Consider the following 15,624-nt stretch of genomic DNA (forward strand, 5'->3'; position numbering starts at 1 on the left):
GCGGTTTTCCGTCCGGAATTGCGTCAAAACAAAGAGATAGAGCGGTTCGCCGTTTCCGTGAAACGGGTGAACCGCTCTGACCGGATGACAGGAGAGAGGCGCTCTGATGTCGGGCACCTGGATGACGATGCGCGCGTGGCTGTTGATGCTGCCGCTTCTGATGATCATGGTGGCCGTCATCGGCTGGCCGTTGGTCGATACCGTCAGGCTTTCCTTCACCGACGCCCAGCTGGTCGGCACGGCGGGCAACTACGTCGGCTTCGACAACTATACCAAGATGCTGACCAGTTCGAACTTCACCCGCACGCTCTCGACCACCACCTGGTTCGCGGTTATCTCGGTCGCCGCCGAGATGGTGATCGGCGTGCTTGCGGCCCTTCTGCTCAATCAGGAATTCCGCGGCCGCGCCGTGCTGCGCGGGCTGATGATCCTGCCTTGGGCGCTGCCCACCGTCGTCAACGCGACGCTCTGGCGGCTGATCTACAATCCCGAATATGGCGCGCTGAACGCGGCGTTGACGCAGCTCCATCTCATAGACGATTACCGCTCCTGGCTAGGCGAGCCGGGAACGGCCCTGGCGGCGCTGATCGTCGCCGACTGCTGGAAGAATTTCCCGCTGGTCGCGCTGATTGCGCTCGCCGCCCTGCAGGCCGTGCCGCGCGACATCACCGCCGCGGCGCTTGTCGACGGCGCCGGCCCGCTCAACCGCTTCCGCTTCGTCACCCTGCCCTATTTGGCAGGCCCGCTGATGGTGGCGCTGGTGCTGCGCACCATCGAGGCCTTCAAGGTCTTCGACATCATCTGGGTCATGACGCGCGGCGGCCCGGCCAACAGCACGCGCTCGCTGTCGATCCTGGTCTACCAGGAAGCCTTCTCCTTCCAGCGCGCCGGCTCCGGCGCCTCGCTGGCGCTGATCGTCACCCTGCTCGTCACCGTGCTCGCCGTCGCTTATGCGACGCTGGTCAAGCAGACCGCGGGGAGCGCGGCCTGATGGAACGCAAGAGCCCGGTCTTCACCGCTTTCATCTACGCTTGCGCCATTCTGCTCGCCGTCGTGATCCTGGCGCCGCTCGCCTGGCTCTTCGTCATGAGCATATCGCCGGCCGCCGACCTCGCCGCCAAGCCGCTGCGCTGGTGGCCGCAGGCGGCCGACTTCTCTCGTTACACGCAGCTTCTATCGAGGGTCGAGAACAGTGCCGGCGCCGCCTTCACCGCATCGCTGCGCAACAGCCTGGAGGTCGCCGGCATGGCGACGCTCGCCGCTGTTGTCCTTGCCGTGCCGGCCGGCTGGGCCGTTTCGCGAACGCCTTCGGTCGGCTGGTCGCTTTCGATGGTGATCGCCACCTACATGCTGCCGCCGGTGGCCCTCTCCGTACCGCTTTACATGGGCCTGTCCCATCTCGGCCTGCTCAACAACGTCTTCGGCCTGGCGCTGATCTATCTGACGATCCTCGCGCCCTTCACCACCTGGCTGATGAAATCGGGTTTCGATTCCATCCCGCGCGAGATCGAGGCGGCGGCCATGATCGACGGGGCGGGATTGTTCCAGACCTGGCGCATCATCACCTTGCCGCTGGCGGCGCCCGTGGTGGCGACATCGGCGCTGTTTGCCGTGCTGCTTGCCTGGGACGAGTTCTTCTACGCACTGCTCTTCACCTCGGACCAGCGGGCAAAGACGCTGACGGTCGCCATCGCCGATCTGGCCGGCGGCCGCGTCTCCGACTACGGACTGATCGCCACCGCCGGCGTGCTCGCGGCCTTGCCGCCGGTGCTGATCGGCCTCGTCATGCAACGCGCGCTGATCTCGGGCCTGACCAGCGGCGGAGTGAAAGGATAATCATGACTGCGCAAAAGAAACGCCCGGCAGGGCTTGTCGCGATCGACCGCGAGATGGCGCGCCAGCATGAGGATGCGCTTGCCTCGTTCGAGAGCAATCGAGAAGTAGCCGCCGAGATCGCTGCCTCGATCAGCAAGAACGGCAGGCTCCTCCTGCTCGGCATGGGCGCCTCGCATGCCGTCGCCCGCGCAGTCGAGCCGCTCTATCGCGCGCACGGCATCGACGCCATCGCGCTGCCGCTGTCGGAGCAGCTCGGCCAGCCGCTGCCGCTGACCGGCAAGACGGTGATCGTCACCTCTCAATCCGGCGAAAGCGCCGAGGTCTTGCGCTGGTTTGCCGAGACCGGCGATCGCACGGAGACCTTCGGTCTGACGCTCGAGGCCGGCTCGTTTCTTGGCCGTACGGTGCCTTGCCTCGTCGGCGCCGGCGGTAGCGAGCTCGCCTTTGCCGCGACCCGCAGCCTGACCGTGACCTTCGCCCTGCATCTCGCCATCCTGACTGCGCTAGGCGACGATCCCGCCGGCGCGCTCGCCGGGCTCAAGGCGCCCCAGACGGTCGAGATCGATGCCGCGCTCGCGGCGCTGAGAATGGTCACGACCATCGTCACGTCCGGCCGCAAGCTTCAAGGCGTGGCTGAAGCCCTTGCGCTCGGCTTCACCGAATTGTCGCGCCTGCCTTGTTTCTCGCTCGAAGGCGGTCAGTTGCGCCACGGGCCGATGGAGATGCTGGGTCCAAGCATTGGCGTCGTGCTCTTCCGCGGCAACGACCCGACCGCCGACCTCGTCACCGCCATGGCCGCTTCAGTGGTCGAGACCGGGGCGCCGCTGATCGTCTTCGACGCTTCGGGCAAACCGCCGGTCGCAGGCGCCGTCACATTGAGGTTCAAGCCCGCGTCCGGGCTGGCGGCGATCTTTGCCATGCTGCCGGTGGCGCAGCGCCTGATGATAGCCTTCGCCGATTCCCGCGTCGAGAATGCCGGAACGCCGGTGCGCACCACCAAGATCACCAGGAGCGAGTGATGCGGCCGCTCGCGGTGATCGGCAACGTCAACGTCGACCTGATCGTCGGGCCGGTCGCGCCATGGCCGAAGGCGGGCACGGAGACCGTCGTCGACCACGACGACCTGCGTGTCGGCGGCCAGGCCGGTAACACGGCGCTTGCCTGGCAGGCGCTGGGCATCGATTTCGAGATTGCCGCCAATCTTGGCGACGACCAGTTCGGGCGCTGGCTGCGCGAGGCATTCGGGGGCCGCGCCGCGAGATGGCCGGTCCACACGGAGGGCACGACGCTGTCGGTCGGCATGACCCATCCGGACGGCGAACGCACCTTCTTCACCACCCGCGGTCACCTGCCGCGCTTCAGCCTGTGCGACGTGCTCTCCGTGCTGGACGGCAATCGGCTTTCGGGCGGCTATGCGCTGCTCTGCGGCTCTTTCCTCACCGACGACCTCACGCGCCAGTACGATGCTTTTTTCGATTGGGCGGAGGCACACCGCATCGCCGTCGCGCTCGACACCGGCTGGCCGATGGATGGCTGGACGGCGCAAAATTGTGCCGCGGCGCGCGCCTGGCTGTCGCGTTGCGAGCTTGCGCTCTTCAACGAGGTCGAGACGACCACACTGGCGGGGTTGAAGAATCCCACGGACGCGGCACGCAAGATCCGCGACGGCATGAAAAAAGCCGCGACCGTGGTCGTCAAGCGCGGACCCGAGGGCGCGATCGCTATCGGCCCGGACGGCCAGATCATCGATGCGACCGCGCCACGCGTCAACGTCGTCGACACTATCGGCGCCGGCGATGTCTTCAACGGCGCCTTTCTGGCGGCGCTTGCTCGGGAGCACGCTCTGGCACGTTGCCTTGCAGCGGCTGTTCAGGTGGCATCGCGGGCCATTTCCACCCTGCCCCGCGATTATGGCGGGCCGATTTTCTTCGAGGAAGCCATCCATGAGCGCGCTTGAAATCCGCGATATCCGCAAGAATTACGGCAGCGTCGAAACGCTGAAAGGCATCGACATCGCGCTTGAGAACGGCGAGTTCCTGGTGCTGCTCGGCTCGTCGGGCTGCGGCAAGTCCACCTTGCTCAACATCATCGCCGGTCTCGCCGAAGCAACCAGCGGCGACGTGCTGATCGGCGGCCGTTCGGTGCTTGGCGTGCATCCGAAGAACCGCGACATCGCCATGGTCTTTCAGTCCTACGCGCTCTATCCGAACCTGACGGTGAGCCGCAACATCGGCTTTGGCCTGGAGATGCGCAAGGTTCCCGCCGCCGAGCGCGACAAAGCGGTGCGCGAGACGGCGAAGCTCCTGCAGATCGAGAACCTGCTCGACCGCAAGCCCGGCCAGCTCTCCGGCGGACAGCGCCAGCGCGTCGCTATCGGCCGGGCGCTGGTGCGCAAGCCGCAGGTCTTCCTGTTCGACGAGCCGCTCTCCAACCTCGACGCCAAGCTGCGCCTGGAAATGCGCACCGAGCTCAAGCGCCTGCACGAGATGCTCAAGACCACGGTCGTCTACGTCACCCACGACCAGATCGAGGCGATGACGCTGGCGACTCGCATCGCCGTTATGCGCGACGGCCGGATCGAACAACTCGGCACGCCGGAAGAAATCTACAACCAGCCCGCGACGCTCTATGTCGCGGGCTTCGTCGGCGCGCCTTCGATGAACATGCTGGATGCGATGGTCGAGGACGGCAAGCTCGCGATCGTCGGTACGGATGCGCGGCTGGCGCTGCCGGCGCACTACGCCAACGCAGGCCGCGACGGTGCTCAGGTCATTGTCGGGGTGAGGCCGGAAGCGCTCCGGCTGGGGCCGGGCAGCGGCGCCGATCTGTCGCTCCCGGTCGAGATCGATGTCGTCGAACTGACCGGTCCCGAACAGGTCACCACAGCCCGGATCGGCGCGCAGAACTTGACGGCGACCTTGCCGCCGCGCGCCCGCGTCGCCAAGGGTCAGCCATGCGCGTTCGTCTTCGATGCGGACGCGCTCCGCCTCTTCGATCCGGCTACCGGTAAGGCTTTGTGAGCAATCTCCCGCCTTCCGCCTGCATGGCCTGATCGATGGTCGAGCGGGTCAGCTCGCGGATGAGGCTGACCCGTCGCTTCGTCCTCAATCGATGTCGAACGACACGCCCTGCGCCAACGGCAGCGCTTTCGAATAGTTCACCGTGTTGGTGGCGCGGCGCATATACGCCTTCCAGGCGTCCGAGCCGCTCTCGCGGCCGCCGCCGGTCTCCTTCTCGCCGCCGAACGCGCCGCCGATCTCCGCGCCCGAGGTGCCGATATTGACGTTGGCGATGCCGCAATCCGAACCGTCGACGCCAAGGAAGCGCTCCGATTCCTGCAGGTCGCGCGTGAAGATCGACGATGACAGGCCGGCGCCCACGGCATTGTGCTGCTCCAGCGCCTCGTCGAAATCGGAGTATTTCATCACATAGAGGATCGGCGCGAAGGTCTCTTCCGTCACCGGCGAGACCTGGGCAGGCATTTCGACCAGTGCCGGATGCACGTAATAGGCGTCCGGATGGCCGTTCTCGACGCGCGTGCCGCCAGTCACTTTGCCGCCATGCGCTTCAGCCTCCTTCAATGCCTTCTGCATGTTGTCGAAGGCCGCCTTGTCGATCAGCGGACCGACCAGCGCCTTGCCCTCCAGCGGATTGCCGACCGAGACGGACTGATAGGCCTTCTTCAGCCGCGGCAGCAGCGCGTCATAGACGCTGTCATGCACGAACAGGCGGCGCAGCGTGGTGCAACGCTGGCCGGCCGTGCCCATGGCGCCGAAGGCAATCGCCCGCAGCGCCATGTCGAGATCGGCGGTGGGCGTGACGATGCCGGCATTGTTGCCGCCGAGCTCGAGCACGGCGCGCGCAAAACGCCTGGCGAGCCTGGGGCCGACCTCGCGGCCCATGCGGGTCGAGCCGGTGGCCGAGACCAGCGGCACCTTCGGATGATCCACCAGCACCTCGCCGGCGGCGCGGTCGCCGATCAGCACCTGGAGCAGTCCTGCCGGCGCATCAGTGCCGAAACGCTTGGCGGCGCGCTTGAAGATCGCCTCGCAGGCAAGCGCCGTCAGCGGCGTCTTTTCCGACGGTTTCCACACCACCGCGTCGCCGCAGACGAAGGCCAGCGCCGAGTTCCAAGACCAAACGGCAACCGGGAAATTGAAGGCCGAGATCACCCCGACGACGCCGAGCGGATGCCAGGTCTCCATCATGCGGTGTCCGGGGCGCTCGGTGGCGATGGTGAGGCCATAGAGTTGCCGGGAAAGGCCGACGGCGAAATCGCAGATGTCGATCATCTCCTGGACTTCGCCCAGCCCCTCGGACGGGATCTTGCCGACCTCGATCGACACCAGCCGGCCAAGCTCGTCCTTACGCGCGCGCAGCTCCTCGCCGAGCAGGCGCACCAGCTCGCCGCGCTTTGGCCCCGGCACCAGCCGCCAGGCCTGGAAGGCCTTATGCGCGGCATCGATGGCCTTGCCGGCGTCGGCGGCCGAGATCGACTTCAGCGCCGCGATCTGTTCGCCCGTCACCGGGCTGCGCACGATCAGGTCGCCCCCCGAAAGCGCATCCCCGGCGACGCCCAGTTTCTCAAGAAGTGAAGCGGTTTCCTTCGCTAACGTCATTTTTGTCCCTTTCATATCCCGCCGCTCATAGGGCGGGCGTGGAAGCTATGCGCCACGTCCGTGCCGTTGGACACAGCCGGGCGCTTTCATGGCGTGGCATTACGCGTCTCGGGGGAAAACCGCTACCCCGGCATGGTCCAAGGCCGGATTGCGAAATTGGGCCAGACGGCGAAGCCGGATCAGCGCGCTTTTTGGAAGGAAGACTTCTCAGTGCTTTCCTTGATCAGCCGGTCGATATGCATGCGGATATGCGCCGCCTCGGCCGCGGTGTTGGCCAGCGCGATGGCGCGGTCGAAGGCGACACGCGCCTCGTCATTGCGCCCAAGCTGCATCAGCAGCCCGCCCCTCAGCCCGAAGAAGTGGAAATAGCCCGACAGCCGCTCTTCCAGCGGCTCGATCATGGCAAGTGCGGCTTCCGGGCCGCGCACCTTGCTGACCGCGACGGCGCGGTTGAGCGTTACCACCGGCGATGGCTGCATCTGCTCCAGCAGACCGTAGAGCAGGTCGATCTCGGTCCAGTCGGTATCCTCGGCCGTCGCCGCCCGCGCATGCAGCGCCGCGATCGCCGCCTGCACCTGATAAGGGCCGGGCTTGCGGTGGCGCAGCGCCTTGTCGACCAGTGCCAAGCCCTCGTCGATCATCTTGCGGCTCCAGAGCGAGCGGTCCTGGTCCTCGAGCAGCACGATCTCGCCGTCTTCGTCGAAACGCGCCGGTGCCCGCGCATGCTGGAGAAGCAGCAGCGCCGTCAGCCCCATGATTTCAGGTTCCTGCTGGAACAGCCTGAGCAGCAGCCGGGCGAGCCGGATCGCCTCCTCGCACAGCGGCGCGCGAGCCGGCGCCTCGCCGCCATTGCTCGAATAGCCCTCGTTGAAGATCAGATAGACCATTGCGGAGACTGCGGCGAGCCGCTCCGAGCGCTCAACCGCGCCCGGCGTCTCGAACGGCACGCCGGCATCGGCAATGCGCGCCTTGGCGCGGGTGATGCGCTGTTCCATGGCGCTCTCGCCGACGAGAAAGGCGCGCGCGATCTGCTTGACGGTGAGGCCGGACACGATGCGCAGCGCCACCGCGATCTGCTGCGTCGCCGGCAAATCCGGATGGCAGCAGATGAACAGAAGCCGCAGGATATCGTCGCGATAATGCGCACCGTCCAGCCGCTCGGCCATATCGCCTTCGGCATCCTCGAGATCGGAAATCTGGTCCTCTTCCGGCATCGGCGCCTGCTTGGCGCGCTTGCGCACGGCGTCGATGCCGCTGTTGCGTCCAACGAAGATCAGCCAAGCCGCGGGATCGCGTGGCGGCCCGTTCTTCGGCCAGTTGTTGAGCGCCCTCAGGCACGCGTCCTGGAAAGCCTCTTCCGCGGCGTCGAGGTCGCGGAAGTAGCGCAGCAGCGCGCCCATCGCCTGCGGGCGGGCATTGCTGATCGCGGCGTTTATCCAGGCGAGTTCCGTCATACCGCGACCTTTGTCGGATTGAAGACCGAAACCGGCCGGATCTCGTAGGAACCGCCGCTCGGATTGACTTCGGAAAGCTCGCGCGCGAATTCGACGGCTTCGTCGAGATCGTTGCATTCGAGCGTGTAGAAGCCGAGGAATTGTTCCTTGGTCTCGGCGAACGGACCGTCGAGCACGATCGATTCCCCTTTGACCTTTCGCAGCGTCGTGGCCGCCGTCGTCGGCAACAGGCGCGCCACCGGCCCCAGCCGGCCCGCCTTGGCGTATTTGTCCTGCACGTTGAGGAGCTTTGCCATGACCTCGTCGTCCTGTTCCTTGCTCCAGGAGCAAACGACGTCTTCGGAGGCGTAGCAGAGGATGGCGTAAAGCATGGCAGGTCCTTTCCGTATCAAAGGACGCGACACTAGGACCCTTCCCGACACCAGGTCGATAAAAAAATTTATCGAGGGATCACTGACTTGACGATCTCCGCAACCGCCTGTCAGGCGCCGCGCGCCTGCAGCCATCTGAGCACCAGCGTTTCTTCCTCGTCGAGGCCGGGTATGACGCGCTTGTGCTTATTGGCTTCGGCCATTTCGTCGAGCAGGCGCCCGTTGCTCCACGCTTCGAACACCAGCGGGTGGATGTAGCATTTGCGACAGACGGCACGGGTGTTGCCCAACCGCTCGGCGACCTTGTCGACGACGCTGTTTGTCACCCGTTTCCGCAGCGCTTGGCTTTCCGGCAGTTCGGTCTGCGCAAACAGCGAAGCGGCGTGGATGGTGCCGCCCCAGGTGCGGAAATGTCTTGAGCTGAATTCGGCGCCGGAGGCCTCGCGAATATAGCGGTTGACGTCCTCCGAGCGCACCGGCCGCCGGTCGCCGTCCTCGTCGAGATATTGGAACAGCTTCTGTCCGGGCAGGTCCTGGGCGCCGCGCACGACCTTGGCGATGCGGCGATCGGCCAGCTTCAGCTTCCATTCCTTGCCTGACTTGCCCTTGAAGGCGAAGCGTAGGCTGGAGCCCGTGATCTCGACATGGCGGTCACGCAGCGTGGTCAGTCCGAAACTCTTGTTGTCGCGCGCATAGGCCGCGTTGCCTATCCGGATCATGGTGTTGTCGAGCAACCAGACCACCGAGGCGACGACGCGCTCCATCGGCAGCCCGTGGCGGCGCAGATCGGCATCGATCTGCCGCCTGAGGGCAGGCAGGCTTTGCGCGAAGGCGACGAGGCTGGAATATTTGACGCCGTCGCGTTCCTCGGTCCATTGCGGATGATAGCGGTACTGCTTGCGGCCCCGCTGATCCCGGCCTGTCGCCTGGATGTGGCCGTCCGGATCGGGTGATATCCATACATCCGTCCAGGCCGGCGGAATGACGATCGCCTTGATGCGGGCAAGTGTCTCCCCGCTGACCTTGCGCCCGTTCGGACCGACATAGGAAAATCCCTTGCCTTTTCTCAATCGTCGGACGCCGGGATCGGTGTCGCTGACATAGCTGAGCGACGCGCGCTCGGCCGAATCCTGCGCACCGTCTTTCCGGCTTCGGTCCTCGCCTGCCGGCCGGTCGACGCAGGATCGCGATTGTTGCAGCATGATGGCTCCACGGAAGTTCCCGTAGATAAGCCGCGTAACCGGCGGCTGGTTCCGAAACAGCTTTCAGTCCCGCCGCATGGCGGAGAGATCCGCCATCCAGAGCCCGCCGTCGTCGGCATGAGCGGGAACGTACTCTCGCCCGGCCGGCACGGCCTCGAGAACCATTCCCGACTCGTCCGCCAGATAGTCGTAGCCGATCTGCTGCAGCCGGCGATCCGGGTCGAGGCAATTGTAGAGGTCGCGACGCGCTGCGCGCCGCTTTGGCTCGATCATCTTCAAATGATAAAGATTGAGACCGCTATCCTCGAGCCTGAAGCCGATATCGTCGGGAAACCAGGCGCCGTGCAGTTCTTTCGATCGATAACGGTCAGGGGGATAGGCGGCAAAAAGCCTGTGCTGCATCTTCTGGCCCCAGCGACCGTCGATCCTGTAGCTGGCCGGCGTATACAGCTCCCGACAGCGGAACCCCCAGGCGATGCGCCTGGACCCGCTGGTCAGGCGGCCGATCCGGCCGGCAACGGCTTGTTCCAGCCTTTCATCAGGATCCATGGCCAGAACCCAATCGGCGCCGGCCTCATGGGCCGCGGCGATAAGCGCACGCCGCCTCTGCGGCTCGCTGCTGAAAAGCCCCTCCGAGGCGCGGTCGTCATAGGCGATCCAGCCGTCGACGACAGGCTCGAGATTGGCGATAAGGTCGGGCACGAGATGCTGATCGTAGCGGTAGCTGAAAACGGCGACGATTTTGCGCTGTGACCAAAACCATCGGCCGCGCCGCCGGCGCGGCGGCTTCATCTCGATGGTGATCATCGCCGGTCCTCCGTCGTGTCGCCATGCCGGGCGCCGGCGGACGCCCCCAGCGATTTGGCGAACAATGCCAGCCACACGATCGGCAGCGACAGCCTTGCGAAGGTCCTGTCCTTGCCTGACAACCCCTCCTTGATCAGCTTGCCTACATTGCGCCGGTCGCGGAACACCTTTCGGAACGGACGCATCGGTTTTCCGGTGTCGAGGGACCGGAGATAGGCGCCATAGCGGCGCCCGCGGCGATACTGGTCGGCAAGCAAGCCGGACAAGCTCATCTCGTTGCGGTGAACGGTCAGGACCCTCGGTTCCCAGACCGGCCGCAGAGCCTCCGGCAGTCTGGCCATGAATTCGGTGTCTTCTCCGGACTTCAGCCCCTCGTCGAACGCTCCATATCGCTCGAACAGCTTCCGGTCGAACGAAACCCCGTAGCACTGCGCCTTCCCGGCCGGGAGACCGGGCAGGCGTCGCATATAGGTGACGAGATGCGCCGCGCAGGCGACTAGATTGCGCGGATGGCTGTTGAGGACGGCGCTCGCCACAGCCGCGGCGCCCTCCCGGTGACGCTGCAGCCGGATTTCGGCCCATTGCGGACAGGCCAGGCAATCATCCGCGAGAAAGGCGATGAACGGAGCCTGCGTTGCAGCGATGCCGCGATTTCGCGCGGCCCCGGCAAACAACCGCTCCTCGACATCGATGACAGTTACGCCGATGCCGCAATCGGCAAGCAGCGACATGGCGTTGCCGCCGCCGGAATTCACCACCACGATCTCGAGCGGAACATTCTGGTCGAGCACCGACCTTACCGCAGCCGCCAGTGAGGCGGGTGCCTGCAAACCAATCACCACGACCGCGAGATCCGGCCTTGCGGCCATCAGGCGCGTTGCAATTGGGCGGCCGGCGCCGAGAACCGGCGCCGCAACGCGATCTTCAGCCGATAGCGCATGCACCGCCAGACAGCCGCGCCCGTCCGTGGCGCAGCTTCGGCCACGCCGAGGAATCTTCCCGCCATATCGAAATCACCGCGCGCATAATGAACGCGCGCGATCTTCAAGGCGACGAGGCCTTCCCTGGTCTTGAGCGACCGCTCCGCGATGCCGCAGGACCGGAGCCGGCGCAGCGCCAGACGCCATTCGAGAAAGCAAGCGGCGGGCCTGATCGTGAAACGGTCGTCGGAACGCTCCGCCGAGACGAAATAGATGAAGATCGGTCGTGTCAGGACCGCAAGCGAGGCTTTGGCCATCAGGCGCGCCCAAAACAGCGTGTCCTCGTCATAGGCGAGCCCGGTGGGGAACCTCGTGTCGCCGACAACCCGCCGCGACACCAGCGCGCTGCCGACTGCGATCGACCGTATCCGCCCTTCGAGATAGGCGCAGGCATTGGCCGGTCCGCTTGCCATGTAGCCGCCCGGCAGCTTGGTCGACCGCTCCTCGCCGCTGACCTGTCGGCGGTAGGCGCCGACCACCATGTCTGCTCCTCGATCCCCTACGGCCTTGGCCAGCAGTGCGCGCAGGCCGCCTTCCAGATGAATATCGTCGGCATCGATCAGATAGATCCATGGAAAGCGGGCCTGCTCCAGAGCCAGATTCCTAGAGCCGCCGGCGTCACGGCAGCTCGATTTGACGACGCGCAGCGGCAACCCGCACCGTAACGACAAATCCGAGGCGACGGCCGCGGTGGCGTCGGACGACGAATCGTCAACCAGCAGCACCTCGCCGATAACTTCTTTTTCCGAAACCAGTGAAGCGAGCGTCCGGGCAATCGTCCGAGCCGCATCATGTGCTGGTATGATGACGCTTACCGCTTCCAAATCTGTCTCCGCGCGCCATACCCACGCAGGCGCGCGCCCCCATCAATCCCGTGCCCAGGATACCGACGGCAGGCGCATTTGAGAAGCGCCCGCGGGCAATCGGGTTGTCGTTACACCTTTTCGACGACGACCGGAATGACGTCGACCGCTTGCTCGCCGACCTGGCCGCCGGTGGTCTTCAACACGCCGACGATCGGCGCAACGTCGGAATAGTCGCGGCCGTAGCCGACCGTGATATGGTCGTTGCTCGCCCGCATGCCGTTGGTCGGGTCGAACTCCTGCCACCCGGCATCGCGTCCGCACCAGGCCTTGACCCAGGCATGCATGGCATCGGCGCCCTCGAGCCGAGGCTTGCCCTTGGGTGGGATCGTGCGCAAAAAACCGCTGACATAACCGGCGGGAATGCCAAGCCCGCGCAGGCCGGCAATCATGATATGCGAGAAATCCTGGCAGACGCCGCGTTTCAGCGCGAAGGCGTCGCTTGCCCGCGTCTGCACCGTGGTTGCCTTGCCGTCATAGGTGAAATCGCGATGGATGCGGTTGCAGAGATCGGCCGCTGTTGCCACCGCCGAGCCAGCCAGGCTTTCCCGCGCATAGGCCGTGATCGCCGCATCGATGCCGGCATGGTCGCTGGCGGCGAGGAAATGATGCGGCGCGGACGGCAATAGCGAGCGTACCAGATCGAGCTCCGACCTCAGCCCGCTTATATCGGGCGAGACATCGAGACCTGGCTCGGGCCGCGAGACAGACACGCGCGCGCTCATGCGGATGTCGAGCGTCTCATGCGCGTCGCGAAAAGCGATCGAGGTGACGTTGTTCCCGAAGAAATCGGAAAAATCGGCACGCTCGGCCGGCGACGGCTGGAACGACAGCGAGGCGGCGATCACGCGCTGCACTCCGGCGATCGTCTGCGGCATGACGCGCACCTGGTGCCGTCCGCCACCGGCGGCAGCGGCGTAGTCGTAATGCAAATGGAGTTTGATGTCGTAGAGCATTAGGGCAATTCCAGCAAAAAAGCGCAGCCGTTGGGCTCGGCGGCTTCGCCGTAGCCTTGCGTCCGGAATTGCGCAAAAACAGAGAGATAGAGCATTGAAGGCGATCCTTTTCGCTGGAAACGCTCTAACCGAAATAGGCCTTGGAGAGGCTGTTGTAGAGATCGCCTATCTGGCCGGCGAGGTCGTCGAGCGCCTTGGCGCTCATGTCCGACGGCTCCATGACGGCTATTGCCGTGTTGAGCCGCAGTATCTCCTTGGCGGCGGGTGACATGTGCCCCTCGCCGCCGATCGAAGGCAGCATGCCGATCTCGGCCTTCAGCCGCTCGAGCTGGAACAGGATCGAGCGAGGATTGAGCGGGTCGAGCGCAAGCAGGTCGATCACCGTGCGCCGCCCGGCCTGCACCGGATATTGCCGGCGATGGGTCATGACGCTGTCGCCGATCTCCAGCATCATGTCCAGCGCCCCTTCCGGCGCCTCATTCCTTGTCAGCTGGCTGAGCGTGCGGGCGATCTGGATGCCGCGTTCCAGCCTGCGGCCGATCTCCAGGAAGCGCCAGCCGGTGAAGCGGTACATGTTCTCGTGCAGCAGGCCGGAAAAGCCGGCAAGCTTGCGCAGCATCACCGTCATCGCCCGCGTCGCGTCGTCTCCGGGCGCGACCGTCTCCGCGAATTTGTGGATGGTCTTGGACAGATCCTTCAGCGCCAGCCAGCCATCGGGAGAGAAGCGGTCGCGAATCTGGCCGGCGCTGTAGACCGCGCTGTCCAAAGTGCCGATCAACCCCGGTGGTATCGCCGTTTCGACGTCGATGCCGAACGGTTGCAGATAGTCCCTGATATCGGCGAGCAGCGGCATATCCGGATCGGACGTCTCGGCAAGCCGCACGTGATAGGCGCGCAGCACGCGCACCGTGTCTTCGGAGCGCTCGATATAGCGTCCGAGCCAGGTCAGGTTCTCGGCCGCGCGGCTGGGCAGGCTGCCCGGCATGGTGCGGGTGAAGCCGTCATGCTCCTGCGGCAACAATGTCTCGCGCTCGACCGGCCTGTCGCTCACCACCCAGACATCCGCCGCCTGGCCGCCGCGCTGCATGGCAATCGCCGTCGGGTCGAGCGAAAATCCGACACGGGCGAAGCCGCCGGGCATCACCGTCCAGCCTTCCGGCGTGCGCGCCAGATAGACGCGCAGGCTGGCAGGCCGCGGCTCCAGCAAGCCGTCGACGAACACCGGCGTGGTCGACAGCGTCACGGCTTCCTGGCCGACGAAGCCGGCGCCGTCCGCCTCGATGCGCGCGATGAGCTCGGCCCGCTCGCCGGCCGAAAGGGACGATCCGAGCCGGGTCGCGCCATCGTCCTCGAAGGCAAGCCGGGTCGAGAGCGCCGGGCCGACCACCATGCGGTCGATATTGGCCAGCACATGCGCGCGCTCCGCCTCTTGCCCGCACCACCAGGTGGCGATGCTCGGCAGCTTGAGATTGTCACCTTGCAGTTCTCGCGCGATCCTGGGCAGGAACGACAGCAATGCCCGCGTCTCCATCAGGCCCGAACCCAGCGCATTGACGGCCGATACGGAGCCGCGCCGGATTGCCTCGACCAATCCCGGTGTGCCGATCTGCGAGTCCGGCCTGAGCTCCAGCGGATCGGCGAAAGCGGCATCGAGCCTCCGCCACAGGACGCCGATCGGCATCAGGCCGGAAACGGTTCGCACCATCAGCCTGCCGCCGGAAACGGTCAGGTCCTCGCCCTCGAGCAGCATGATGCCCAGATAGCGGGCGATATAGGCGTGCTCGTAATAGGTTTCGTTGAGCGGTCCCGGCGTCAGGATGGCGACGCGGCCGCCCGACTCCCTTGCCATAGCGTTCAGCGCGTCGCGGAAGCGGCGGAAAAAGCCGGCAAGCCGATGCACATGCATCTCGCCATAGATATCCGACAGCGCACGCGTTGTGGCGACGCGGTTCTCCAGCGCGAAGCCTGCGCCCGACGGCGCCTGGGTGCGATCGCCCAGCATCCACCAGCGGCCGTCCGGGCCACGGCCGAGCTCGAAGGCGACCATATGCAGAAAATGCCCGTTGGCCGGCCGGACGCCGGCTATCGGGCGCAGATATTCCGGGCTGGCTGCAATCAGGCCGGCCGGCAGAATGCCTTTCTCGACCAACCGGTTCGGCCCGTAAATGTCGGACAGGATCGCCTCGAACAGGTCGGCGCGCTGGACGAGGCCGGCGCTGATCTCGGCCCATTCCTGCTCGTCGATCAGCAGCGGGACATGCGCGAGCGGCCACTCCCGCTCATTGGCGCCAGCCTGCTCATAGACACGGTAATAGACGCCGGCATCGCGCAGATACTGGTCGGCGCGGGCAAACCGCTGCCCGAGCCGATCCGCCCCGAGATCGTCGAGCGCGTCGATGAAGGAGCGCCAGGCCGGGCGCGGGCTGCCGGCCGCGTCGACCATCTCGTCGACGACGCCTTCGATCGGTCGGTAGCGTTCCAGCAGGCTCGGCGCCCGCGGCCTACCGCCCGCCCGTCTCTGATTCCCCTTGGCCAT

14 protein-coding genes are annotated in these 15,624 nt (G+C 65.6%); 5 read left to right on the top strand and 9 right to left on the bottom strand.

What is annotated here, in order from left to right:
- Positions 1-106 precede the first annotated feature (106 nt).
- Genes LB538_RS07415 through LB538_RS07435 form a run of 5 tightly spaced genes read left to right on the top strand, consistent with a single transcriptional unit; the run spans position 107 to position 4,856 of the window.
- Positions 107-991, top strand: a complete 885-nt coding sequence (locus tag LB538_RS07415; RefSeq protein ID WP_224524428.1) for a carbohydrate ABC transporter permease — start codon at positions 107-109, stop codon at positions 989-991.
- Positions 991-1,836 (top strand): carbohydrate ABC transporter permease, encoded by an 846-nt coding sequence (locus LB538_RS07420; RefSeq protein WP_224524425.1) that lies wholly within the window; start codon positions 991-993, stop codon positions 1,834-1,836. The genes LB538_RS07415 and LB538_RS07420 overlap by 1 nt, the downstream gene beginning before the upstream one ends.
- A gap of 2 nt (positions 1,837-1,838) precedes the next feature.
- Positions 1,839-2,855 carry an SIS domain-containing protein gene (locus LB538_RS07425; protein WP_224524423.1) on the top strand — a complete coding sequence of 339 codons (1,017 nt, stop codon included), beginning with the start codon at positions 1,839-1,841 and terminating at the stop codon, positions 2,853-2,855.
- Positions 2,855-3,793, top strand: coding sequence for a PfkB family carbohydrate kinase (locus tag LB538_RS07430; protein ID WP_224524420.1), 939 nt, complete (start codon positions 2,855-2,857; stop codon positions 3,791-3,793). The genes LB538_RS07425 and LB538_RS07430 overlap by 1 nt, the downstream gene beginning before the upstream one ends.
- Positions 3,780-4,856 (top strand): ABC transporter ATP-binding protein, encoded by a 1,077-nt coding sequence (locus LB538_RS07435; RefSeq protein WP_224524417.1) that lies wholly within the window; start codon positions 3,780-3,782, stop codon positions 4,854-4,856. Before LB538_RS07430 ends, LB538_RS07435 begins: the two co-directional genes overlap by 14 nt.
- 84 nt (positions 4,857-4,940) lie before the next feature.
- Here LB538_RS07435 and LB538_RS07440 read toward each other — a convergent pair whose 3' ends face one another.
- The 9 genes from LB538_RS07440 to LB538_RS07480 all read right to left on the bottom strand — a co-directional run bounded on the left by LB538_RS07440 (position 4,941) and on the right by LB538_RS07480 (position 15,624).
- On the bottom strand, positions 4,941-6,455 hold the full coding sequence (locus LB538_RS07440; protein WP_224524414.1) for an aldehyde dehydrogenase family protein: 1,515 nt from the start codon (positions 6,453-6,455) through the stop codon (positions 4,941-4,943).
- Between the two features lie 179 nt (positions 6,456-6,634).
- Positions 6,635-7,909: an RNA polymerase sigma factor gene (locus tag LB538_RS07445; protein ID WP_224524412.1), complete on the bottom strand. Its 1,275-nt coding sequence runs from the start codon at positions 7,907-7,909 to the stop codon at positions 6,635-6,637.
- A complete protein-coding gene (locus LB538_RS07450) occupies positions 7,906-8,280 on the bottom strand; it encodes a YciI family protein (RefSeq protein WP_095766415.1) in 375 nt (124 codons plus the stop codon). The genes LB538_RS07445 and LB538_RS07450 overlap by 4 nt, the downstream gene beginning before the upstream one ends.
- A gap of 110 nt (positions 8,281-8,390) precedes the next feature.
- On the bottom strand, positions 8,391-9,482 hold the full coding sequence (locus LB538_RS07455; RefSeq protein WP_224524410.1) for a DNA topoisomerase IB: 1,092 nt from the start codon (positions 9,480-9,482) through the stop codon (positions 8,391-8,393).
- A gap of 63 nt (positions 9,483-9,545) precedes the next feature.
- Positions 9,546-10,289, bottom strand: a complete 744-nt coding sequence (locus LB538_RS07460) for a hypothetical protein (protein ID WP_095766413.1) — start codon at positions 10,287-10,289, stop codon at positions 9,546-9,548.
- Positions 10,286-11,158 (bottom strand): glycosyltransferase family 2 protein, encoded by an 873-nt coding sequence (locus tag LB538_RS07465; protein ID WP_224524409.1) that lies wholly within the window; start codon positions 11,156-11,158, stop codon positions 10,286-10,288. Before LB538_RS07465 ends, LB538_RS07460 begins: the two co-directional genes overlap by 4 nt.
- Positions 11,158-12,093 (bottom strand): glycosyltransferase family 2 protein, encoded by a 936-nt coding sequence (locus tag LB538_RS07470; RefSeq protein WP_224524407.1) that lies wholly within the window; start codon positions 12,091-12,093, stop codon positions 11,158-11,160. The genes LB538_RS07465 and LB538_RS07470 overlap by 1 nt, the downstream gene beginning before the upstream one ends.
- A 110-nt stretch (positions 12,094-12,203) precedes the next feature.
- Complete coding sequence (locus LB538_RS07475) at positions 12,204-13,088, bottom strand: transglutaminase N-terminal domain-containing protein (protein ID WP_140842016.1); 885 nt, start codon at positions 13,086-13,088, stop codon at positions 12,204-12,206.
- A gap of 124 nt (positions 13,089-13,212) precedes the next feature.
- On the bottom strand, positions 13,213-15,624 hold the full coding sequence (locus LB538_RS07480; protein ID WP_224524405.1) for a circularly permuted type 2 ATP-grasp protein: 2,412 nt from the start codon (positions 15,622-15,624) through the stop codon (positions 13,213-13,215).

Origin of the sequence: Mesorhizobium sp. Ca11 (genome assembly GCF_020165275.1) — a bacterium.
GTDB lineage: Bacteria > Pseudomonadota > Alphaproteobacteria > Rhizobiales > Rhizobiaceae > Mesorhizobium.